19 protein-coding genes and 1 pseudogene are annotated in these 24,911 nt (G+C 42.5%); 7 read left to right on the forward strand and 13 right to left on the reverse strand.

The features are described 5' to 3' along the window. Positions 1–70 precede the first annotated feature (70 nt). From F5613_RS03550 to F5613_RS03570, 5 genes are all read right to left on the reverse strand, one after another. Complete coding sequence (locus F5613_RS03550) at positions 71–277, reverse strand: hypothetical protein (protein ID WP_179398703.1); 207 nt, start codon at positions 275–277, stop codon at positions 71–73. A 314-nt stretch (positions 278–591) separates the two neighbouring features. After that, a complete protein-coding gene (locus F5613_RS03555; RefSeq protein ID WP_179398704.1) occupies positions 592–1,653 on the reverse strand; it encodes a TolB-like 6-bladed beta-propeller domain-containing protein in 1,062 nt (353 codons plus the stop codon). Between the two features lie 28 nt (positions 1,654–1,681). Then, on the reverse strand, positions 1,682–2,833 hold the full coding sequence (locus F5613_RS03560; RefSeq protein WP_179398705.1) for a DUF4221 family protein: 1,152 nt from the start codon (positions 2,831–2,833) through the stop codon (positions 1,682–1,684). Positions 2,834–2,866: 33 nt separating this feature from the next. Further along, positions 2,867–3,988 (reverse strand): BF3164 family lipoprotein, encoded by a 1,122-nt coding sequence (locus F5613_RS03565; RefSeq protein ID WP_179398706.1) that lies wholly within the window; start codon positions 3,986–3,988, stop codon positions 2,867–2,869. 345 nt (positions 3,989–4,333) lie between these two features. Beyond that, a complete protein-coding gene (locus F5613_RS03570; RefSeq protein WP_179398707.1) occupies positions 4,334–4,927 on the reverse strand; it encodes an HU family DNA-binding protein in 594 nt (197 codons plus the stop codon). Between the two features lie 445 nt (positions 4,928–5,372). Here F5613_RS03570 and F5613_RS03575 point away from each other — a divergent pair, with 445 nt between their 5' ends. From F5613_RS03575 to lpxA, 5 genes are all read left to right on the forward strand, one after another. Then, positions 5,373–6,323, forward strand: coding sequence for an aldo/keto reductase (locus F5613_RS03575; protein ID WP_179398708.1), 951 nt, complete (start codon positions 5,373–5,375; stop codon positions 6,321–6,323). Positions 6,324–6,540: 217 nt separating this feature from the next. Then, positions 6,541–7,734 carry an efflux RND transporter periplasmic adaptor subunit gene (locus F5613_RS03580; protein ID WP_179398709.1) on the forward strand — a complete coding sequence of 398 codons (1,194 nt, stop codon included), beginning with the start codon at positions 6,541–6,543 and terminating at the stop codon, positions 7,732–7,734. A gap of 26 nt (positions 7,735–7,760) precedes the next feature. Then, complete coding sequence (locus tag F5613_RS03585) at positions 7,761–10,952, forward strand: efflux RND transporter permease subunit (protein WP_179398710.1); 3,192 nt, start codon at positions 7,761–7,763, stop codon at positions 10,950–10,952. A 4-nt stretch (positions 10,953–10,956) separates the two neighbouring features. Beyond that, a complete protein-coding gene (locus tag F5613_RS03590; protein WP_179398711.1) occupies positions 10,957–12,351 on the forward strand; it encodes a TolC family protein in 1,395 nt (464 codons plus the stop codon). Positions 12,352–12,358: 7 nt separating this feature from the next. Further along, positions 12,359–13,132, forward strand: coding sequence for an acyl-ACP--UDP-N-acetylglucosamine O-acyltransferase (lpxA, locus tag F5613_RS03595; protein ID WP_179398712.1), 774 nt, complete (start codon positions 12,359–12,361; stop codon positions 13,130–13,132). 127 nt (positions 13,133–13,259) lie between these two features. Here the strand turns inward: lpxA and F5613_RS03600 are convergent, their stop codons facing one another. The 5 genes and pseudogenes from F5613_RS03600 to F5613_RS03620 all read right to left on the reverse strand — a co-directional run bounded on the left by F5613_RS03600 (position 13,260) and on the right by F5613_RS03620 (position 18,249). After that, positions 13,260–14,102, reverse strand: coding sequence for an HAD-IIA family hydrolase (locus tag F5613_RS03600; RefSeq protein WP_246303349.1), 843 nt, complete (start codon positions 14,100–14,102; stop codon positions 13,260–13,262). A gap of 76 nt (positions 14,103–14,178) precedes the next feature. Beyond that, positions 14,179–14,820, reverse strand: a pseudogene (locus F5613_RS03605) (MFS transporter); the annotation flags it as partial. A gap of 74 nt (positions 14,821–14,894) precedes the next feature. Then, positions 14,895–15,683 (reverse strand): dehydroquinate synthase/iron-containing alcohol dehydrogenase family protein, encoded by a 789-nt coding sequence (locus F5613_RS03610; protein ID WP_179398714.1) that lies wholly within the window; start codon positions 15,681–15,683, stop codon positions 14,895–14,897. Between the two features lie 4 nt (positions 15,684–15,687). Then, positions 15,688–16,599 carry a glycerophosphodiester phosphodiesterase family protein gene (locus tag F5613_RS03615; RefSeq protein ID WP_179398715.1) on the reverse strand — a complete coding sequence of 304 codons (912 nt, stop codon included), beginning with the start codon at positions 16,597–16,599 and terminating at the stop codon, positions 15,688–15,690. Between the two features lie 84 nt (positions 16,600–16,683). Continuing rightward, the gene (locus F5613_RS03620) at positions 16,684–18,249 is read right to left on the reverse strand and encodes a glycerol-3-phosphate dehydrogenase/oxidase (RefSeq protein WP_179398948.1); all 1,566 of its coding nucleotides are present in this window, start codon (positions 18,247–18,249) and stop codon (positions 16,684–16,686) included. A gap of 204 nt (positions 18,250–18,453) precedes the next feature. On the opposite strand from F5613_RS03620, the gene F5613_RS03625 reads away from it, so the two are divergent. Further along, positions 18,454–19,218: a DeoR/GlpR family DNA-binding transcription regulator gene (locus F5613_RS03625; protein ID WP_179398716.1), complete on the forward strand. Its 765-nt coding sequence runs from the start codon at positions 18,454–18,456 to the stop codon at positions 19,216–19,218. A 580-nt stretch (positions 19,219–19,798) separates the two neighbouring features. Here the strand turns inward: F5613_RS03625 and F5613_RS03630 are convergent. The 3 genes from F5613_RS03630 to F5613_RS03640 all read right to left on the reverse strand — a co-directional run bounded on the left by F5613_RS03630 (position 19,799) and on the right by F5613_RS03640 (position 24,041). After that, complete coding sequence (locus F5613_RS03630; protein ID WP_179398717.1) at positions 19,799–21,154, reverse strand: 3-keto-disaccharide hydrolase; 1,356 nt, start codon at positions 21,152–21,154, stop codon at positions 19,799–19,801. Between the two features lie 23 nt (positions 21,155–21,177). Further along, positions 21,178–22,596, reverse strand: a complete 1,419-nt coding sequence (locus F5613_RS03635; RefSeq protein ID WP_079684125.1) for a Gfo/Idh/MocA family oxidoreductase — start codon at positions 22,594–22,596, stop codon at positions 21,178–21,180. A 248-nt stretch (positions 22,597–22,844) separates the two neighbouring features. Then, positions 22,845–24,041 (reverse strand): AGE family epimerase/isomerase, encoded by a 1,197-nt coding sequence (locus F5613_RS03640; RefSeq protein WP_218858859.1) that lies wholly within the window; start codon positions 24,039–24,041, stop codon positions 22,845–22,847. A 261-nt stretch (positions 24,042–24,302) separates the two neighbouring features. On the opposite strand from F5613_RS03640, the gene F5613_RS03645 reads away from it, so the two are divergent. Beyond that, complete coding sequence (locus F5613_RS03645) at positions 24,303–24,899, forward strand: RNA polymerase sigma factor (protein ID WP_179398718.1); 597 nt, start codon at positions 24,303–24,305, stop codon at positions 24,897–24,899. Positions 24,900–24,911: the final 12 nt, after the last annotated feature.

Here is a 24,911-nt window from a genome sequence, read left to right on the forward strand (position 1 = left end):
TAGCCTCTATTTTTTCTGATTAGCTGGTATACTTTTCAATTGGAATGGTGGTATACTTTTGAACTGTTATTTATACCCATGATGAAATCTTTATTTTGTCTACTAATTGATTTTTATCTACAGCTATGTCTATCGCTTGAGAAGATGCAATGTCCATGTCATGAACATTTTTTTCATATTGATTAGGTATAACATCCGAAAATAAGGCTAAGGAATTATCCTTTTGTTTACAGCCTGTTAATATCAATAGTATTATAATAATAATATTTAATTTCATAATTATAAAGCTATATTAGAAATAAAAACTAGTGATGCTTCTAAAAGCAAACCTTTAATAAATAAATATCTAATTTTAAAATAAAACAAATATACAATTAATATTTCAAACCTACATTTATTAACAACTAGTTTTCAATAAATACGATAACATTACTATTGCATTAAGTCGGAATAGTAGTCTACTATATAAAAGAGCCTGTAATTTTCAAGTGTGTTATTAAAGCTAATATTTTTTCTTTAATAACACAGTTTAAATTACAGGCTCAGTTTACTCGCAATGACAAGCAGTGTATATATCTGATTTCAAACACATTAATTCACATCCCGACCTATGTTTTCAATAGAATATACCAATACATTATCAAAATCTTCCAGGGGGTTCCATGTATAGATTTTATGACGCTCTTCATCAATACATAGTCTTATTAAATCATTATCAAATTTTAATCTTGCTACCGGGGCTAGGTTCCAATCGTACACCTCGATATAAAAATCGAAATGACGTCCCTTCAGGTTAATGGGAAAAGGCTGTAAGATAGTGGCCTCTTGACCTAAATAAGGCAAAAATAACAATTCCGATGTAGCACTTGGGAACATATAGTAAAAATAGTTTTTATACAATTTATCTGGATTAGTAGGAGCTAAGCCATAATTTTTCAGTTTAGCTCCTTCATGTACCTGAAATCTATAATCATCATCCAATTCTCCCACTTTGAATTCGTTTATATAATTAAATCCAACCACAAACTTGCGGCCTACATTCGCTAGATTAAACACATCATAATTAGAGTTGTATTTACTATCCATTACCTCTTTTAGCCCAGAATCAAATTCTAATGAATCAAGCGTATTATTCGTGTTCAAGTTATAGCTATACAATTTATTACCTATTCGTCCCATAGTTTGAAAAAGAACAATGGAATCATTTACATACGAAATATCCTGTGTTGGATATTGTATATCTATCATTTTTCTTTCATTTACTAATTGAGGTTTTGTATCTGAAACATCGTAAACGAAGATTTTATCGCGGGCAGAATCAAATATTGACAAACTGTTTCCAGTATTATTTTGCACTATCCTAGGTGCTATAAATTCTCCATCAGCCTGTCCCAACCGTCCGAAACTGAAACAAAACTTCATTTTATCCAGCGAATAGACATAAAAACAATCCTCTCCAGATATATATTCGTTCTGTACAATCAAGTAATCTTTCAATTTAACAATGTTTCCTGGGTTAAGAACCTCCTTTACCGGCATTTTTTCAGCCACCAATTTCACATCGTCACTAAAAACATCATTCATTTTTCTTACACTTGAGTTATCACTGCAAGAAAAACAAACACATAAAGCAATAGCTAATACATATTTCATTTGTCAATATTTACAAGTTAATTAATAATCAATTCTCAACCAGGTTAAATTTACGAAAGCTCAACACATCATCGTTGTAATCAGGATTCAGATAATGGCTATCACTTATGTAAAGACCATCTTCGCGAATAAACATCACGGTGGAATTATATGTATAGTCCGGGAAAAGCGTTTCTCCAATGATATTAAAATCCTTGTCTAATATAATTATTGAGAATCTTTTTCGTCCGTATTGTAAGAGTTCCAACCCATTTACGCCTTTTTCTATTTTCGTTTCCGGATAGGCGATGCGGTAATAGACATTTCTGTACTTATCAAAAAGTAAATTACCGTAATTGGGATTTTCGCACGCATCAATGAATGTTAGATTACCATAATCATCCAGCATTCTCACTTTGTCGATATACTTGCTTTTTACCTTCACCGGTTTTATAGAATCATGCTCTTGCGATGCAATATAAATAGTTTCATCAAAGTGGTATGAATAAACAAAATGCTTACCATCAAAACAACGACTCAGACCCTCTTCCACTCCAAATCTTTTTGCTTTATTATCAGCTCCGGGAAAGGAGAGATAATAATAAGGAAAGGCACGTATGGTTTTGTCTTTCAAATTAATTACCGCAGATACCGGATCTTTATCCAACCATCTGTTGCATCCGGACATTATATACATCTCATTATCAATCATTATAATAGGGCAGTATGTAGATGATAATGCACAATGTTGTGTTAGTTTTGTACCATCTGTGGCTTTTTCGTAACTAATAATACCCTTTAATTCTGCTTTTCTATCTATTAATGCAATATTACATTCATATGCAGCGGTCAGAAATATACTGTCTAAGGTATGCACATAGTATCCGATAACTTTGCCAACTCCATTAGGACCTTCATAGGCTGGTTTAACCTTAAATTCAAGCTTACCGGAATTCATATCGTAAAACAGTATTTCATTTTGATCCTGGTTTTGAAAGGTCAAATGCTCTTTCCCGTTTTCATCCGTAAAGGGAAACAATGCCAGAATAAAAGTTTTGGTATTGGGATCAAGAGCAAACGACAACTGTTTGTCGGATACTTCCAGCATATAGGATTTCTTCGTTTTAGCTTTCTTTTCAACACACGATATGAAGCAGAACAACGGCATTAAAAGGAATAATATCAGTTTAATTTTTTCCATAGATTATTTAGATCAAAGCTCAATAAGTAATAACTAAAGTTTATACCTTACAAATTCTCGAATATCTTTTGGCGATTTAAATGTGGAACAATAAAGATACTCTTCCTTACTATCTACCGATAATGTGTATACGAAACGATCCAACTTATAATTGCAAAGAAGATTTCCGTCCCAGTCAAATTTAAAAACCTCTACTGGTTTAAGATTTTCAGTATCATCTACGACTCCATTTATTCCCTGATATAAAATATAAACATGTTTGTCGGTTACCGTGAAAGACGAATAGGTTTTATAACTTTTATCACCTTCAAATCCAACAAATGGAATTGGACTGTTACTTTGAGGCAAAGAATATTTAAAATTATAATTGTCAGGACCTATAAGCGTTTTTACCAGGTTCAACGATTCATCGTAAATTTCGATTTTATCTTTATGTGCATCCGCCATCCAAAAAGCATTTCTTGTTTGATTCATAAATAAATGGACATCATTTACAGATGCAACAAAGTACTTGTACTTAGACATTGCAGCCTCCATAGTATTAGACTCTTCAATATTTTCATTGACTGTATATTTTTTAAGGGCAGTCACATTATTATTATATGTAGAGTCATTTAAATACCACATATGATAACCTATGTAATGGCTATCATCAATCGGACATATTTCAACATAATAATGTAATTCAGGATTATACTGAAAACGGTTCTTTGCAACTAGTTTTTTTGAGTGCAGTGTTGAATTCAAATCAACCGTTATATATGAGTAAGCGCCATCATCTTTCAGATAAAATACAGAGTCGTTACTGTTTGGCACATAGCAGTAACAGGTGTTAAATTCTCCCGGTCCATTCCCTTTAGATGCAAACTGAGTCACGATCTTCCGGCTATCAAGAGAAAATAGTTCGATCAAATGATCACAATGAGGCTGATTCTGTACAATAATAATACTATCATGCATCAAATAAAATGCTGCAGGATCATTTAATGTAGAATCATCCAGCGTAATTAATTCAGGGTTACTTAGTATTACCTGTTCTTTAAAATCATCCCGGGTAAAGTTAACAATGTTCTTTTCTGCTTTTTTCGAGCTGCATCCTCCTAAATTCAGCAGAAGAAAAAGTCCAATAATCCAAATATTCATTATTCTTTTCATATTTATAGGTATTTCATTGTATTCTATTCATTCACAAATGTATGATTCGTATGCAAAGTTTCTTAATTAATATGGTGATATTTTAATGACATTCATTGTTTTACACCAATGACAACTGTTAGCTGGATACTTCCTTGTAAAAGGATACCTCATTTTGGGTGCTAATTGAATTAGACGAAGGTAGTTTTTCATAATATAAGGGCTATGTGTTCTTTCATAATTTATACGATATAGTTATTTGACAAATCTAATTTATTTAATCAACTTATCAAACAAAACACACTAAAAATACCTGACATATTATTTTTTTTAAGAATATATCAGGTATTTTTTGTTTTTATCTTCTTAAGGTAAGATGTAGATGATGCTCTTGGCAACTCCCAATCTTTTTATTTTAGAGGCCTCGGTAAGAGTTTTAAGGTCTTTGATTGCCGCATAACGGGTACAGCCGTTAAGAGAAATGCACTGGGTGGAAGTTATACTGGTCTCCTTAGCCAGGAAATCGAGAATTCTTTGTTGCCGTTGCTGCGGAGTTAATGGGTTTTCGTTTCCGGAAGGCTCTCTTTTCATGGTCATTGAGACGAATTTCTGCTTAAGTTCGTTTGCACACCGGAAGTTTACCTTCTTGAAACGGACAGATGCCGAGCGTATTTTTCTATCTCCGGTAAGCTGTTTCGGGCAGGATACTGAAATGGAAAAATGGCCTATCTTATCCAGATTTACGATATTTCCCTCTTTAAGGTGTACACTGATCATGTAGGAAAGATTGTCGAGCACGCTTATAACATCGCCGGTGGAAACGGACGACATGGTGGCCAGTTCGCGGGCAATCTGTTCGGTCTGAATGGTTCTTCCGGGCACAATCCGCGCATGAAACGTTTCTTGCTCACTCTTGTTCCCTTTGGGCGGATTTTTGAATAGGTTATACTTTGCTGCCATAGTTATAAATTATTACGTTTAGTTTATGTTTAAATTTCATTGGTTAAGTGAACAAATCGTCCTACAATTGTCAAAATGCATTTCGACAATTGTCATAATGCATTACCACATATATCAAAATAGATTTCGACATATGTCAAACGATTCGTACACTTAATGCAAATATAATTAATCCTATTGATTTACAACCAGTTTACCCTATAAAAAGCACTATTATTGTAAATAAAAATTATGGTTTACGTTGCGGGCGAATTTTGATTAATGACAGATGACAGATAGATGATAGATGCAAAAAGGCATCTGTCAGCTTGTATCATCTTGTTTTACAGAGAAGTAGACCCTAAAAATGATAGATAACAGATAGTTTTTAAAAATTCAGAACCTAATGGCAGAGTATTTGGTTTTAAATTATATATTGCACTTTCAATCAATCAAATACGATCCTATGAAACGAAGAGAATTTATTCATGCCGCTGCATTAGGTAGTTTGGCACTCAGCATTCCGCAGGTAAGGGCTTTCGGATCTACCTGGAGCAACAATTTCGAGCTACCTAAACGGGTTTTAGGCAGAACGGGCGAGCGGGTTTCGTCCATTGCTTTCGGGGGTATTATGTTGAATGATCATTCGCCTGAATTTGCCAAAGAAATTGTTTCAAAGGCAATAGAGTTGGGGGTTACCTATTTTGATGTGGCACCCAGTTACGGTAATGCCGAAGCAAAGTTGGGTCCGGCCCTCAAACCATACAGAAAGAATTGCTTCCTGGCTTGCAAAACACACGAAAGAGGCAGTGAGGGTGCGGAGAAAACATTGAACCAGTCGCTTACCTATCTTGAGACAGATTACTTCGACCTGTTTCAGCTACATGCCATCACTACGCGTGATGATGTGGAGAAGGCTTTTGCTCCGGGCGGAGCCATGGAGGTGATTGAGAAGGCAAAACGGGATGGCAAGATACGTTATGTAGGTTTCTCGGCTCATTCGGTTGAAGCGGCTTTGCTTGCCATGGAGAAATATGATTTCGACACAGCTATGTTTCCCTTGAATTTCGCATGCTGGAACGCAGGCGATTTCGGTCCGCAGATTTATGAAAAAGCATTGTCGCGCAACATGGGTGTTATCGCACTGAAGGCTATGGCGCTTACGGCCAACAAACCCGGACAGGAAAAGTACGACAAAAATGTATGGTACCAGCCGGTAACCGACGAAGAGACCATGAAGCTGGCCTTGAAATTCACTCTTTCGAAGGAGATTGCTACAGCCATTCCTCCCGGAAAATCGACATTGTTTCTAAAAGCCATCGAATTTATGAAAGACTATAAACCCATTACGCCACTTGAGTCTGAACAGCTGATGGCACTGGCTGCTCAAACGCCTCCATTATTTGCCAACAAATAGGGTTAAACCCTCAATAAAGTGGCAGCTTTTATGTTAAAAACAGATTAAATTTCTATTTTTGACCACATTTTTTAGGATTATTTCACTATAAAACACAGATAAGATTACATTTGGAACAGTATTTGCAATGTTTGGAACTAGATTCTTTATGAAATTAGTTCTTACTTTGTGAATCGAAAAGTAAAAATAAGAATACAACCAAACAATAGGTAGTTTTATGAGCAAAGAAAAAAGAAGATTATTTACGGCATCCGTTTCGGTAGCCGCAGTATTGTTTTTGTGTTTATCACTCAATTCTTGCGGGAAGCAAGACCAGCAAAGAGGTCAGCAAATAAAAGAACTGGCTGTAATAACTCTATCGGGTGCGGATGTTGAACTTAGCAGTTCGTATCCGGCTGTAATTAAAGGAAAACAAGACATTGAAATCCGTCCGCAGGTATCGGGCTTTATTACCCGGCTGGCTGTAGATGAAGGTTCTGTCGTTAAAAAGGGACAGACCTTATTTATTATCGATCCTGTTCAGTACGAAGAGGCTGCCAATGCAGCCCGGGCAACGGTACAAGTGGCCAAGGCCAATGTTGCAACCGCCGAGCTTACTGCACAGAATAAGCGCGAACTGGCTAAGAACAATATTATCGGTGCTTACGAATTGCAGATGGCAGAGAATTCGCTGTTGTCCAGCAAAGCTGTATTGGCTCAGGCTAACGCCCAGCTTATCAGTGCCGAGAAGAATTTGTCGTATACCCGCGTATCCAGTCCGTCGGACGGTGTTGTGGGAAGTATTCCTTTCCGTGTAGGTAGTCTGGTTAGCCCAAGCATTGCCACTCCTCTTACCACGGTATCGGATATTTCGGAGATGTATGCCTATTTTTCGATGACCGAGCGTCAGTTGCTTGGCTATACCTCGACCGGTACTTCTTCTAAAGATATTCTGAATACGATGCCTGCTGTTAAGCTTAAACTGATTGACGGAAGCATATATGCCGATAGCGGAAAGGTTGAAACCATGAGTGGTGTGATTGATCAGGCAACCGGATCGGTAAGCATCCGTGCCAGATTCCCAAACAAGAACCATATCCTTCGAAGCGGCGGTACCGGAACTGTAGTGATTCCGGCAAAGATGGCCAACTGCATCGTTGTTCCGCAGAAGGCTACTTTCGAGATTCAGGACAAACGTTTTGTTTATGTGGTGGACGAACAGTCTACTGTTAAAAGTACTCCTATTGAAATATTCACTTTGGATGATGGTAAGAACTTCGTTGTTACTTCGGGTCTGAAGGCCGGCGATAAGATTGTTGTAGAAGGCATCTCTTCGCTTAAAGATGGTATGCAGATCAAAGCGGTAACTCCGGAGCAGGCTGCCGCAAAAAATACCGGAGCTAATAGTCCTGCCCAGGGAGCTTCGAAATAAGGAAGTGAATACTAAAACAGAAAAATATGAAGTTAGATAGATTTATTAATCGCCCCGTACTCTCGACGGTTATCTCCATTTTTATCGTCATCCTGGGTATACTGGGGCTTGGGTCGCTGCCTGTTGAGCAGTACCCGGATATTGCCCCTCCTACTATTTCGGTAAGTACCTCTTATACGGGTGCAAATGCCCAGACTGTAATGAATAGTGTTATCACTCCTCTGGAGGAGTCGATCAACGGGGTGGAGAACATGATGTATATGACATCTTCTGCATCCAACGACGGGATGGCACAGATTCAGATTTATTTCAAGCAGGGAACCGACCCCGATATGGCGGCGGTAAACGTGCAGAATCGTGTATCGAAGGCTTTGGGTCTGCTGCCTGCCGAGGTTACCAAGGTGGGTGTTATTACGGCCAAACGGCAGACCAGTATGTTGATGGTGCTTTCGTTAAACAGTCCGGATAACAAATACGACCAGACGTTTATTCAGAATTATGCCAGCATCAATGTTATCCCGCAGATTATGCGTGTACCCGGTGTAGGGGATGCCATGTCTCCGGGTGCTCGTACGTACACAATGCGTATCTGGCTGAAACCGGAGGTTATGGCGCAGTATAAGCTGATGCCTAATGATATAACGGCGGTTTTGGCCGAACAGAATATCGAGGCGGCGCCCGGACAGTTTGGTGAGAACGGCGGTCAGTCGTTTCAGTATATTATGAAGACTAAAGGTAGATTACAGCAAACAGAAGAGTTTGAGAATATTGTGGTGAAAGCTACAACCGACGGACAAGTTCTCAGACTGAAGGATGTTGCCCGTATCGAACTGGGTGCCCAATCGTATACAGTGAACACCTACACCAACGGTCATCCGGCTACTGTTATGATTATCTTCCAGACTCCGGGTTCGAACGCTACGGAAATTATCGGTAATATTAAAAGTCTTATAAAGGATACCGAAAAGGAGATGCCGGAAGGGTTGAAGTTTGATGTTCAGATGGACACAAGCGACTTCCTGTACGCTTCTATAAACAAGGTATTGAGTACGTTGCTTGAGGCCTTTATCCTGGTGGTGCTGGTTGTATACATTTTCCTTCAGGACTTCCGTTCTACGCTTATTCCAACCATTGCAATCCCGGTTTCGCTGATCGGCACCTTCTTTATGTTGTACCTGTTTGGGTTTAGTGTGAACTTGCTTACACTGAGTGCCCTCGTGCTGGCCATTGCGATTGTGGTCGATGATGCGATAGTCGTCGTCGAGGCGGTGCATGCCAAGCTGGACCAGGGCTATAAGTCGGGTAAACAGGCTTCGCTGGATGCGATGAGTGAGATATCGGGTGCTATCCTTTCTATTTCGCTTGTGATGATGGCCGTATTTATCCCTGTAAGCTTTATGAGCGGAACATCCGGGGTATTCTATCGCCAGTTTGGTATAACCATGGCTGTGGCTATCGGCTTCTCTGCCTTGAATGCCTTGACGCTGAGTCCGGCTTTGTGTGCGATTTTCCTGAGTCCGAAACATGGCGAGGGTGAAAACGGCAAGCGTAAAAGCTTTATTGATCGTTTCCATATTGCGTTCAATACTTCGTATGATATGCTTCTGGGTAAATACAAAGGTGGTATCACCCGGATTATCAATCACCGCTGGCTTTCGATGGGTCTGGTTGTGGTAAGTATTGTTGCGCTTGTATTTTTTATGAAAACAACTCCTTCCGGAATGGTTCCGAATGAGGATACGGGTACATTTATGATGGCTGTAAACATGGCTCCGGGTACATCACTCGAACGTACCGAGGCTGCCATGGCCGAGGTGAATGAAATTTTGAAGGCTAATCCCCTGATCGATATCAGTACCCAGATTAGCGGATACGGACTTTTATCCGGTAGCGGTAGTTCGTATGGTACCTATTTCTGCCGACTCAAAAACTGGGACGAGCGTAAAGGTAAAGGACAGGATGTTAACAGCGTTATCGGTATGTTGTACCAGCAAACGGCCAAGGTTAAGGATGCCCAGATATTTATATTCGCTCCGCCTATGATTACGGGTTATGGTGCAACCAGTGGTTTTGAAATGCACCTGGAAGATAAAACCGGGGGCGACCTGAATCAATTCTTCGGCTTCACGCAGGAGTTTATGGGTAAACTGATGCAGCGTCCGGAGGTGGCGGTTGTACAAACTTCGTTCAATCCAACCTTCCCTCAGTACCTGGTTGATGTGGATGCTGCCAAATGTAAGCAGGCGGGCATCAGTCCGAGCACGGTGTTAACCACGCTTCAGGGATATTACGGTGGTATGTATGTGTCTAACTTCAACCGGTTTGGTAAATTGTATCGTGTATACATCCAGGCTGATCCGCAAGACCGTATTAACCCGGAATCGCTCAACAAGATATTTGTTCGTAACGGAGCCGAGATGGCGCCTATCTCTCAGTTTATGACGCTTACCAAAGTGTACGGACCTCAGGTTATCAACCGTTTCAATATGTACACATCCATTGGTCTGAATGGTGCCGCGGCTCCGGGATATACATCCGGACAGGCTATCAAGGCTATTGAAGAGGTGGCTGCCGAAACTTTGCCGGTTGGTTACAGCTACGAATTTTCGGGGATGACCCGCGAAGAGCATAGCACGGGTAGCGGAACTACGGCCATTGTGTTTGCATTGTGTCTTATATTCGTTTACCTGTTGCTGAGTGCCCAGTACGAAAGTTATATTTTGCCTTTAGTTGTTATTTTATCCATTCCGTTCGGTCTGGCAGGCAGCTTTGTTTTTGCTCAGCTGTTTGGATTGGAAAACAACATTTATATGCAGATTGCCTTGATCATGTTGATTGGTCTTCTGGCCAAGAATGCTATCCTTATTACGGAGTTCGCACTGCAGAGAAGGAAATCGGGTATGAGTATCAAGTGGTCGGCCGTATTAGGTGCCACCGCCCGTTTACGTCCTATTCTGATGACTTCGCTGGCCATGATTATCGGTCTGCTTCCGCTGATGTTCGCTTCGGGTGTTGGTGCAAACAGTAACAAAACGCTGGGGGCAGGTGCTGTAGGCGGTATGCTTATCGGTGTGATATTCCAGATATTTGTGGTACCGGGATTGTTTGTGGTATTTGAATACCTGCAGGAAAAGATCAAACCGATCGAGAAAACGGGTATGGATGTAGAAGAGGTTGTACCCGAATTGGCACAGTATAGTAATATTGATAAAGAATAACAGCATGAAAATACAAATCATAGGATGGATGTGTGCAACGGCTCTGCTGAGCAGTTGCCACATCTACAAATCATACGAACGGCCCGAAGTACAAACCGCCGGGGTGTATCGCGATACGGTAAGTGTAAACGATACCCTGGTTTCTGATACGGCCAACTTTGGAAACCTTCCCTGGAAGGAGGTTTTCCGCGATGCCAGACTTCAGGCACTGATTGAACAGGGACTGGCAGAGAATATAAGTATGCAGACGGCTTTACTGCGTGTTGAACAGGCTAAGGCCGGATTGCTTGCGGCCCGCCTGGCCTTTGCTCCGTCGCTGGCTCTTACACCCAATGCGTCTGTAAATAGTTTTGACGGCAGTAAGGCGATTCAGACTTATTCGTTGCCTGCCAGTGCCAGTTGGGAGATTGACTTGTTTGGTAATTTGATGAATGGCGCGAAAGGGGCTAAAGCCGGGTTGCTTGAAACAGATGCATACCGCCAGGCGGTGCAGACACAGGTCATAGCCAACATAGCCAACAGCTATTATACCTTGCTGATGCTTGACAAGCAGCTCGAAATTACAGAGAAGACAGCTGCTAGCTGGGGCGAGCAGGTAAGGGCTATGAAGGCGTTGAAGAATCTGGGTATGACCAACGAAGCTACCGTGGCTCAAAGTGAGGCTTATTACTATCAGGTACAGGCTTCGCTGCCGGAGATTCACCGTCAGATCCGCGAAACGGAAAATGCCCTTTCGCTGTTGCTGGGACAGACTCCGCAACGTATAGACCGTGCTACGCTGGAGGAACAGGAAATGCCGGATACCTTTTCGGCGGGTGTTCCTTTGCAGCTGTTATCGAACCGCCCGGATGTAAGGCAGGCCGAAATGGCTTTGGCCAGTGCCTATTACGCAACCAACCAGGCTCGTTCTGCCTTTTATCCAAAGATTACCTTGAGCGGATCGGCGGGGTGGACCAACAGTGCGGGTGGTATGATCGTAAATCCGGCCAAGTTCCTGGCTTCGGCTGTAGGTTCGCTTACACAACCGCTGTTTGCCAAGGGTCAGAATATTGCCCGTCTTAAAATATCCAAAGCTCAGCAGGAAGAGGCCCGTCTCGCTTTCGAACACAGCATCCTGAATGCCGGTACGGAGGTGAGCAACGCGTTGTTCAAGTACAAAGCGGCAGGCGAAAAGCGTACACAGCGCGAGATGCAGATCCAATCGTTACGTAGCGCGGTAGATAAAACCAAGCAGCTTATGCAGCTTAGTTCTTCCAACTACCTGGAAGTGCTTACGGCACAGCAATCGTTGCTGAGCGCAGAACTTACGGGTGTTAAGGATAGTTTTGATCAGATCCAGTCTGTTGTGAGCCTGTATCAGGCGCTTGGCGGTGGCAGAGGCGAAAGTAATTTTAAATAATCAGGATATGAATAATACAATTAGTCCACTGGCATTTGTCAGCCCCGATGCAAAACTAGGCGAGGGTGTTACCATTCATCCTTTTGCTTACGTTGATAAAGATGTTGTAATTGGAAACAATTGCACCATCATGCCTTATGCCAGTGTGTTAAGTGGTACCCGGATGGGAAATGGCAATCAGATTTATCAGGGAGCTGTGCTAGGTGCCACTCCTCAGGATTTTACCTTTCATGGGGATGAATCATTTCTCGAAATAGGTAACGACAATGTTTTCCGCGAAGGGGTATTGGTAAGCCGGTCGTCGCATGCGGGAGGAAAAACCGTAATCGGAAACAAGAACTTCCTGATGGAAGGAGTGCATGTTTGTCACGACAGCCGTATTGCCGATCATTGTGTAATAGGGATCAAGACCTTGGTTTCCGGCAACTCCATCATCGACTCGCACGCTATTCTGAGTTCGATGGTAATCATGTTCCAGGATACACACGTTGGAGAATGGAGTATGGTTCGCGGTGGAGCCCGTTTTAAAAAGGATGTTCCTCCTTTTGTTGTAACCACTGCCAATCCCACCTCCTATTATGGTGTAAACGTGAAGGTGCTTGAATACAATAAATTTCCCGAAAAGGTTATAAAGCACATAGCCCATGCTTACGAAATTATTTACCATGCAAAGGTAAGTGTTACGGATGCATTGATTAGAGTGGAAGAAGAGGTGCCGATGAGTGATGAGATCCGTTCGTTGGTTAAATTTATCAGAAGCTCGGGAAAAGGTATCGTCTGATGTTTCTGAGTTTCTAAATGCAACTTCAGGCAAGAAGGTCCGGGCTGGTTTCAGCTCCGGACCTTTTTTATGTCCGCTTCCCTGCCGGACATCTTGTTTTAGTTTTGGACTACTTATGAATGCTTTTCTACATGCGGGATGCTTCCAGCATGGATCCGAATTTGGAAAGATCGTCTACAATTACATCGGGTTTCAGTTCGGACTTCTCGGCATCTTCCAGGGTGCTCTCTCCCGAAAGTACCAAAACACCTAATGTTCTGGCTTCGTACGCCATACGGATATCGGTATAGATACGGTCGCCCACCATGGCAACCTCCCAGGGGTTAAGGCGATGCTTTTGCAATATACCTTCCAGCATTCTGGGATCCGGCTTCCCGATTACCATATCGGGTTTGCGACCGGTTGCCTCTTCCAGACAAGAACATATTGCACCGCAGTCCACCAGAATATTGGGAGTGTCGGTGGGACAAACTTTGTCGGGGTTGGTTGCCAGATAGGGAATCTGCTTGGATATCCACCAGGCAGTCCTGCACAGACGGGAATATACAAGGGATTTGTCGAAACCCACAACAACCGCATCGGGCTTATCCTCTGCACTGTCTGCCGTCAACTCGAAGCCTGCCGCCTCGAATTCGTCCATCATACTGGGTGTTCCCAATATAAACAGCCGTTTTATCTCCGGATAGTTGTTTTGCAGGTACTGAATGGTTGCCACTGCCGTTGTATACATTTCGTCTCTTTTAACCGGAATTCCCATCGCCTCGAGATGCAACAGATAATCTGTTATGCTTTTAGACGGATTGTTGGTCAGGAAAGAATAGCCGATACCCAATTTATCCAGTTTCTCTAAAAACGAGATGGTAAAGGGAAACAGCGTGCTTCCGTTATAGATAGTTCCATCCATATCCAGTGCTACGTGTTTGATGTTTTTTAAACGCTCGTGCAACTGGATGAATGAATTGATCTTCATTTTATGTATGTATCTGTTTATTGTAAATTCCATTGTTCTAAGTTATTTAGTTCCATATCCATCTGCTTTCGCATTCCTCGTGTTCGGCCTCCTCTTTGGTAAGACCTTCGGGAACCAGTGCCGGCAGGCCTACCGACTGCGGGGTATCTCTCATAGTAAACCACACACCTACCGCACCCAGCAGTGCGATAATGGAAGGTACGAAAAAGCACCACCTCCAACCCAGCGAGACCACATACCCGCATACGATTACAACCAACCCGGCCCCGATGGAGTGAGAGGTATTCCATACAGACATTTTGGTTGCCAGTTCTCTGGGCGGCACCCAATGGGTAAGCATCCTGGCACAGGGAGGAAATCCCATTCCCTGAAACCAGCCGTTCAGCATCCACACGATACCGAATACCAATACTGCCGAGCTGAAGCCAAATACCACGTTACAAATGGCAGATAGCACAAGTCCCGTTACCATAAAATAGCGTGCGTTCACCCTGTCGCCTATAAATCCATTGATAAATTTGGACAGACCGTATATTAATCCGTGCAGGGTTAGAAACAATCCCAGCTCGGTTTTCGTAATACCCAGGTCTGCTTGCATGGCAGGCATGGCTATGCTAAGGTTTTTACGTACAAAATAAAAAAGAGCATATCCGATCATCGTTGCTATGATGGTACGTGTTTGCCAATATTTAAAACGTTGTGATGTAGCTTGGTCCATGTGATTTAAATGATAATAAAGTTTGTTATTTGTCTGTCTCGTCTAAGGTTATATATGTTTTTTCATGCTGCCGGTTACTTTATTTCCCAGATTCCGTCTGCTCCGAAAAGCTGATCCAGCCAGGTATCCAGGTATCCTGTACGAACCGCCAGGTCGAGAACTGTGTACCTGCGGCGGATGTATTGAGCCCGGATAAAGGCTTCGCGTAATCGTGAACGCGAAAGCCCGATCTGTTCCGGTTCTACGGGTGCTCCCACCCGTTCGAGTCGCCGTCTCAGTTCGGATAACGGGAGAAGCTGACTGCGAAGGCGGCTCCTGGTTTCTGCCCAATTGCTTTTCAACAACTGGAGCTGCTCCCTCAGTTCATCGGCCGGAATATACTTCGCTCCGGTTTCCTGAACTCCGATAAGCGGGAAGTCGGTTCCTTCGAAAAGCTTCAGGGCACGGGCATCCGACTCGTCTCTGTCCGGCCAAAGCCGGCAGGCTTTTTCAACATCCAGCTCACTTAGATCGGTCTGCAGCACCTGTTCGTAGAAAGCGGTTAGGGCTATCGTTCCTATGCTGACCTGAAATCCATGGGATACATGTTCGCCGTGATTGAGGAAATGTTCCATATTCCACAGGTGGCTGAACTGATGTTCTGCTCCGGAAGCCGGTCTGCTGGATTGGGTGGCCTGCATGGCAAAACCGCCAAGCATCAATCCTTCAATCAGTTTGCCGATAGCCTGTTCGCTCCCTGCCGCAATCCCTTCCGGATCCGACAAAGCACCGGGCAGTCCGTCTTGCACAACCGACCAGGCCCTTTTGTCTATCGCCTCCACCTGTAAGGCATCGGCCAGAGCCTTTTCTATGTTTGCATTCATCGCCTTACTTTGCTTGTGCTTTTAAAGCGTCGTTGACTTCTGTTGGGATATCCGATTCGATAATGTCCGGATGTGTGGCAATCTCCATCAGATATTTGCTGTGCCGGTCGGCAGCAGATGCCAGCTTATCGTGTGTAGGTGCCACCGAGATCATACACCTTACGCCGTGACTATGCAGTAGGTCCACTATCTTCCTGTTTTCGTCGTTGATGGATGGTCCCACATAGGCAATCATATTTTTCCATGGCACACCCGAAATAGCGATATCTTCGTATTCTTTCCAGTTTCGGGCGAAGACAGACAATAAGATTTCAGGGAAACGATCGTAGTAGTATCTTGCCTGTGCTCCGGTATGGACCGTCAGCATCACATAGTCGGCTGCATCGAGCTTACGGATTAAGTCGGCAATCTGTTCCATCGGAACATCTTTTTTATCCAGGTTAACGATGGTTTTGCCTTTGCTCCATAAGATAACCTCCTCCAGCGTAGGTATTTTATATGGAGTTACGTTGCCTTCGCTGTCTTTCAGCCGTATATGCTGTAATTCATTCCAGGTATAATCGACCAGCTTTCCTTTACCGGAAGTGGTACGATCTAAGGTAGCATCGTGCATGAGGACAATCACACTGTCTTTTGTAAGACGGGGGTCGATTTCGAATATGGCAGTCATCCGGCCTATTATGTTCTTAAATCCTTCTTGACTGTTTTCAGGGTAACCCTTCTCCCGTCCGCCCCGGTGACCGCTTACGATGATTGATCCGTCGGCCTTATATGCTATGTATTCGCTGATCGATGCGTGGTTCCGAAAAGGCGATGAAATCTTCGCATCGGACTGAGCAGTTACATTCAAAGAGGTTAACAATAAACCGGCACACATCAGTCTAAGGAAAACATTTTGCCGTTTTTTTTCATTCATATTATTCTAGATATTACTTTAAGATTACTCAATTCTACATAAAAGACAAATTCAATTGTAAAATGTCGTGAAGATAAACTTTTTCTACAAGATATAACCTTTGGCTAAAGAACGGAATTCAGTAATTTGTTCTTCTTCCCAGTTTCGATCCTTACACAGCTCCTTTGCCATAATGGATGCAACCATCGGGGCTACTTCAGCTGCCACCCGGGCATCCAGAAACAGCAGACGCACCCTCCGGGCAAGTACATCTTCCACGGTCTGCGCCATCTCTTCCCTTACAGCCCATACTACATGTGCCACAGTAAAGGTATAGTCTTTATGCAGCAACTGGGCATACTCCTTGTTTTCCTGTTTTAGCAGGTTTATTTTCTTTGCATCCGAACCGTATACATAGTCCCATGTGGAATCGTCGGTGTTGGTGGAATATCCGTGTACTTTAAGTGTTTTGGTAACACAAAGCCTCGGAACAAGGTTTCCCAATGCAATGGACCGGTCTACAGCCTCTTCCGCCATTTCGCGATAGGTGGTCCATTTACCTCCCGTTATGGTAAGCAAGCCCGATTTGGATTTATATATCTTGTGACTCCTGGATATTTCCTTCGTCTTGCGGGTATCGGATTGTGTGGGTGCTGCCAGGGGACGCAGACCCGCAAATACAGATAGTACATCCTTCCGGGTTGGTTTCAGTTCCAAGTATTGTCCGGCCTGATCCAAAACGAAATCAATCTCCTCTTCCAGCGCCTTAGGTTCAAGACAATGATTGTTGAGCGGTGTATCGGTTGTGCCCAACACTACCTTATTATGCCAGGGTACACCAAACAGGACCCTGCCGTCTTCGGTTTTGGGAATCATCAGCGCCGACTTACCTCCCAGAAACTTCCGGTCTACAACAAGGTGTATACCCTGACTTGGACGTACTTTGTTTTTGGTTTCGGGATTGTCTATCTTCATGATATCATCGACAAACACACCCGTAGCATTTATAATTACTTTCGTATTGAACGTATATTTCTCGCCATGAATGAGATCGGTAGCCTCAACCCCGTTCAGCTTTCCTTCCGGGTTCTTAAGTAGTTTATCCACCTTCACATAATTAAGGCATACGGCTCCGTGCTCTACAGCTGTTTCGGCCAGCGAAATGGCAAGGCGGGCATCGTCAAACTGTCCGTCGTGGTATACTACCCCACCTCTAAGTTTCGATTTCTTAAGTCCTGGAATTTCGTTTACCACCTTTTTTTTCGTTAATGGCAGCGAACGTCCCAATCCCAATCTACCAGCCAACAGGTCGTATAAGGAAAGTCCGATTGTATAGAATGGCTGTTCCCACCAGCGGTAATTCCCTATAATAAAGCGCATGTCCTTAACCAGATGAGGGGCGTTTTGCCTCATTCTTCCTCTTTCGTGCAAAGCCCCAACCACCATTTGTATATCTCCTTGTTGCAGGTAACGAACTCCCCCATGTACCAGTTTAGTGCTACGGCTTGAAGTTCCTTTCGCAAAATCACTCTGTTCGAGCAAGATAACATTATATCCCCTTGATGCGGCATCTACAGCTACCCCTAACCCGGTAGCTCCTCCGCCTATAACCAAAATTTCGCAAGTAAAATTCTTTTTGCAAGTTTCTTTTATTAATTCATTCCGATCCATAAGATTAACCATTAGAGCGCTTTTTATACTTAGTCTAGAAAACTTTGCAAATATAAACAAATAGAAATGATAAAAAGAAATTAAACGAAACTTTTATTTTCTTTTTATTTCTATTTATTTTTTGATCAAGATATTAGTTCCGTTTCATTTTATTTATCAATAATTCTATTACTTTTGTATATTCAAACTTAATCAGGTAGAAATATGATAAGCATTGCAGAAAGACATAAGTACATCCTCGACACGCTGGCGAAGGATGGATTCGTGAAGGTAGCTGATATTGCCAAGGCACTGGAAGTAACCACTGTAACAGTACGGAAAGATTTAAAATACCTGGAAGAAAAGCATCTGTTGTATCGTACGCACGGGAGTGCCAGTCCGATAAACCCTCTTGCATCCGACCTGAATGTAGTTGAAAAAGAAAAGATGAAAAAGGATGAAAAGAAAAGGATAGCACTGGCGGCCTGTAATCTGATAGAGGAAAACGACTCCATCATCATCGCTTCGGGGTCTACCGTTTATACCTTTGCAGAAAACATCACTCCGGGCAAGCACCTTACTGTTGTAACTGCCTCACTTAAGGTTTCGTTACTGCTGAATGATATTGCTGATGTGGACATCATTCAATTGGGTGGAACCGTGCGCAAAAACTCGGCATCTGTTATTGGCGATTATACCAACCGGTTCTTTACGGACATAACCTGTTCTAAATTATTTCTGGGTGTGGACGGTATCGATCCTGAAACCGGTATCACCAATTCAAATATTGAAGAGGCTCAGTTGAACAAGCGTATGATGGATGCTTCGTTAAGAACCATCATCCTGGCCGACTCGTCAAAGTTTGGTAAAAGAGGTTTCGGACGGATATGCAGTCTGGACCGCGTAGACGTAATCATTACAGATGCAGGCATCCCGGCTTCAATGGCAAAAATCATTGAAGAGGCGGGTATCGAACTGATAATTGCCTGACAGACGGTAGTACTGAGAATCACTTGTTGTAACAACCGCCACTTCTGCTTCCTGTTGCGGTAAAAACGAGAAAGTAGCTACCACCGTAGTAAAGTCCAGCTCGTAGTCATATATCTGCCTGTTATGTTAAAATCTTGAAAGTGGTTATAATTAAAGGTAAGTGTTACGGATCTACTGATTGACGACATCGACATAATCCAGATGTTGTACTTCGAGTTATAATTAAAGGTAAGTGTTACGGATCTACTGATTGACGACGTTGACATAATCCAGATGTTGTACTTCGAGTTACAATTAAAGGTAGTTTTACGGATCTACTGATTGACGACGTTGACATAATCCAGATGTTGTACTTCGAGTTACAATTAAAGGTAGTTTTACGGATCTACTGATTGACGTAGAAGATGTTATATTTAAATATTAGGATCGAATATAGGATCGTATAAAATATAAAACCCTGAAAGTTTTTATCAAACTTTCAGGGTTTTATATTTTATTCTCCTTATATCCTATTATACTACTTTTATATACGTATTAGACGTTATATCAAGCAATGTAATAAGGATCGGATTTACGAAGATTAGGGAAGCTCTTTAATTTTTACATTCTTATAAAGTACCTCGTCACCATGGTCCTGCAAAAGGATGTTACCTTCCTCCCAGTCGCCGAAGTTCTCCCAATCCCGGTACTTACTATAGGCAACTAAAGCACGCCACATCTGATTTCCGCGTTCGTATTCAACTATTTTCACACCGTTAAGCCAATGTTCAATCTTATTACCTTTAACAACCACCATCGCCGTATTGAAAAATCCGGGACGGAATGGTTTGGTTGAATCTGCTGGGATAAGATCGTACAACGAACCAAGGGTACGGTTTCCTTTTACGCCTAACTTAGCATCCGGGTGCTTTTGGTCATCCAGAATCTGAAATTCGCATCCGATAGATGATCCAGCTCCTTTATTGATTTCCGTATTTACAAAATACTTGATTCCGCTATTGGCTCCGGGAGTAATCATAAAATCGACTTTCAGGATAAAGTTCTTGTATTTTTTTACAGTAACAATATCACCGCCGTTGGTAGATTCGCCGCCATCACTTTTCATCACTTTCAGAATACCGTTATCGATAACCCAACCTTTAGAAGGGAAAGTAGTAAGCCTGGCACCTCTCCAACCTTCAGTAGTTTTGCCATCCCATAACAATTTCCAACCCTCCTTCGCTTCCTGATCAGAAATCGTATTGGCTATCTGGTTTACCTGAGGAGCCGATTGTGACTGAGGAGTGGCAAAGGCTTCGGGTGTAGAGGTACAAATCCGTATGTTACGCCAACTGATTGTTTTACCCTCCTGGTCTTTATTGCCGATAGCATGTACCTGCAAGGCGATAAATCCTTTATCAGTGGTGTTATCCAATAAATTTGCGCAAGGAACACCATTCACCCATGTACGGATGGAGTTACCGATCGCTTCGATCCGGGCTTTGTTCCATTCTCCACTCTTAAATGCTTTCTGGGCAGAAGGATATTCGGTAAGCGGATACAACCAACCTCTGCGGGCTTCATCGTAAATACCACCAGTCCATGCTCTCGAGGACGGATCTATCTCAAACTGATATCCATGAACCCGACCGTTCATGTATTCTTTCAGGCTGTTACTTCTGAACTGGACTCCGGAATTGAGTCCGTCCGCCACTTTGAATTCGAATTCAAGGATAAAGTCGGCATACGTTTTTTTAGTGGCCAAAAAGGTATTAGGTGTTCCCATTTTAGAGATACCTGTTATCTCACCATTGGCAACCTTATACTCGGCAGTTCCATTCAGCTTCTCCCATCCTTTCAGGTTTTTCCCGTTAAATAAAGATTCCCACTGAGGAGTTTGGGCGCACAAGGCTAAAGTAAACAACAGCATCACAGCTGTCAGATTATATTTTTTCATGTAGATAATTGAAATTAAACAGATTATTTAATCATATAAAACTCTTGCCATTCTTTACGGGGAGGAGTTCCGGCCAACAAAGCATCGGCAAACGGATTGTTTGTGATTCGTTTGGTCTGACGGTCGAACTGTAATTTAGCATTCAGGCGCTGAGCGATAACTCCCAATGAAAAGAGCTGACAAAGCGGACCGGCAATAGCGAACGGCGAACGGGTTTTCTCTTCTCCGGCACAGGCAAGCAAGAAGTTTGCAAAATGATTGGACGGACTCTTAGGTACTTCCGGCAGTTTGGAAGCCATGGCTTTTGCCTTCTCTTCGGGTATGATAGACAAGGTACTGCCATGTGAACCACCTTTAAAGGTAAGCTCTTTAGAGTAGATAATCTTACCCGGATTTAATTTGGCCGGCTGAATCTTGCCACCACCCACTGGAGGGATGTTCGGATCAATTTCTGATACACCGTAACCTTCGGGAACCGACGGAATGTTGTTCACACCATCGTACCACGTAACATCTACAGCAGGCATATTACCACGTTTGGGGAATTTAAACTGAAGAGTGGAAGACATGGGGAAGAAATAATCGTTATGCCCGTCCAGCTTCAGAGCATTAACCTCCGTTGGAAGTCCCAGATCCAAAAACTCGTGAGCCGTATCCAGGATATGTGCACCCCAGTCACCCAAGGCACCTAAACCAAAGTCATACCAGCAACGCCATTGTCCCAGATGAAAATCCTTATTATAGTCATGATAAGGTACAGACATCAACCAGGTATCCCAATCCAATGTAGCAGGGACAGCTTCTTTATCCGGGAATTTACGAATATTCGTATCCCATCCGTGCCAACGGCGCGGAGAGTTCATGTGGGCCGTAATAGCAGTTACATCTTTTATAATTCCGGCCTCTTTCCAGGCTTTGAACTGAAAATAGTTTGCTTCCGAATGCCCCTGATTACCCACCTGGGTTACAAGTTTGTTATTCTTACGGGCCATCTCCATCAGCAATTCAATTTCATAAAATGTTCTGGCCATAGGCTTCTCAACATATACATGCTTACCTAATGCCATTGCCATCATACAAATAGGAAAATGGGCATGATCCGGAACACCCACAACCACAGCCTCTATTTCGTTTCCCATCTTATCAAACATCACCCGGAAGTCTTTAAACTGTCTCGCCGACGGAAATTTAGCCATATTAGCCTGGGTATGAGGAGCACCCATATCCACATCACATAACGCAACGATGTTTGCAAGACCTGTTTTATCAAACTCATTCAGAATCTCACCACCACGGTTTCCGATCCCCACACATGCCAAATTGATGCGCCTGTTAGCTCCGCTTACCCGTTTCTGACCGGCTGCATTCAGGTTAACGCCTCCAACAGTCAATCCTGCCGAGAGAAGCATTGTGTTTTTTAAAAAATCTCTTCTTGTTGTCATTACAAAGAATATTAAGTAAGTTATTAAATTAGGTTAAATCGACAACGTGCTCGCACACATTCACTTTTAAAAAAAATGTAAAAACTGAATGGTTACAAATAGCACTGCTTAAACTCCATACATTTACACTGTCTAACGGAGCAAACGTACTCAATTTATCGGTAGGTACAATAGAGTTATTTACCAAAAAACTTTAGTATATTATCAAATTAACAAAAAATATAGATAGTAGACCTTAAAAAGACAGTCTACCGATGCAATACCAGCTTTCTGTATCTCAAAAGCGCCTCAACAAAATAATAATCGCCGTAGGTTAGCGGTACATCCACTTCCGAGTTTCCGGGAAGGTGACCCACTCCGTGCTTAAGTATAAAGCAGCCGTTTGTTCCTGTCTCAGCCAGATATTGAGGCGAAGCCAACGTACGTAGTTGCGATTCGGCAAAGGCCAGGTAGTTCTGTTTAAGGGGCTCCTCAACAAACTGACTCAATTCGATAAGCGACGAAGCCATGATCGCAGCAGCCGAAGCATCACGCAATGCATTAGGTATATCGGGCGCGTTAAAGTCCCAGTACGGAATTTTGTCGGCCGGCATATTGGGATGATTCATCAAAAAAGCCGCAATGTGTTTCGCCTGATCCAGGTAGCGTTTGTCTCCTGTTTCACGATACATCATTCCAAAACCGTACAAACCCCAAACCTGACCTCTGGCCCAGGCACTTTCGTCGCTGTAACCCTGATGTGTACACTTAACCTCCACATTACCGGTTTCGGGAACATAAGACACTACGTGATACGAACTGTAATCGGGACGGAAATGATTGCTGATCGTTGTATTGGCATGAGTAACGGCAATATCCCGAAAACGGTTGTCGCCGGAAGCCTTGGCAGCCCACATAAGAAATTCCAGGTTCATCATGTTATCAATAATAACCGGAAACTGCCATTTATTACTTCTCCCCCACGATTGGATGCAACCCACCTTCCCGTTGAAACGAGACGATAAAGACGCAGCTCCGTTTAGAAGCACCCGGTTGCAAGAGTCCACCCCCGTAATCCGTAAGGCATTTCCATAACTGCAATACAACATAAAACCCAGATCGTGGGTTCCTTTATTATACTGCTCTTTATTTATCCGGTTTGTAAACATCCATGCGTACTTCTCCAGCTCCTTATTTCCGGAGTTTTCATACAAATACCACAATGTACCCGGAAAGAATCCACTGCACCACCAAGCAGAGTTAGAAGTTACCAGCTTTCCCTCCTTATCCACGGTACGAGGTAAGGCATCCGGAATCTCCTCCATGGTTTTAGCAAGAAGCAAACTCTGAGATTCTGCCCGGCTGAGTACTTGGTCGATCACCTCTGCCATTCCAGGATCTGATTGGGCGTTTACCGATGGCATGATCAATAGAAAAGAAAATAAGATTAATAATGAATTTCTCATAATCATAAAATAAGGGATATAAATTATTTAAATAAAAAAGCAACATTATCCGATAAATCAATCCGGCCAAAAGTAAAACTTTTTCGTTAAATTGTGACTATTAATTCGGATAAAACAGATTTGAAAACTATATAAACCATCCTTATACTGTCAAAATCAGCTGTGAATGAGGGGCAGATTAAAGTTTTACCAGATGAAAGTAAAAAGAAGTTGTTAAAGAATAAAAAATAGTCTACTTTTGGGACAGATATAAACCTCAAAATGTTAACAGAAGATCTGAATATTGAAAACCAACAACAGGTGTGGGACCGTTTCAGGGAAGGAGACGATACCGCCTATTCTTTGATTTATAAAGAGTATGCCCATGTTATGTTTTCATTTGGCATGCGGTTTACTACAGACCGCGAACTGGTAAAAGACTGCATTCAGGACATTTTTGTGAAATTATACAGTAAAAGGCAGCAGCTTAACAGCACAGGCAGCATTAAATTTTATCTGCTTGTTGCCATGAAAAACGAACTATTCAATATTTTCAGGAAAAACATCACCTTTTATTCCATTCATACGATGGAGTACGACCTGGCGTCGGACATACAACTGGAAGATAAGCTTATCAACGACGAAGAAAGCATTGAGCGGAACAATATGATCTCTCAGATTCTCGAAATACTTACACCCAGGCAGCGAGAGGTTATCTACTACCGATACATTGAGGAACTTTCATTTGCAGAAATCGAACAACTTATGCAAATCAACGTTCAATCCATTCAGAATCTTATCCAGCGATCTATCAAAAAAGTAAGGGAAAAGTTTCCCGATTATGTGCTGTATGCACTATTCCCTATTATATTCCAATAATTTTAAAGGAAA

Origin of the sequence: Macellibacteroides fermentans (assembly GCF_013409575.1) — a bacterium.
In the GTDB taxonomy this organism is placed as follows: Bacteria; Bacteroidota; Bacteroidia; order Bacteroidales; family Tannerellaceae; genus Macellibacteroides; species Macellibacteroides fermentans.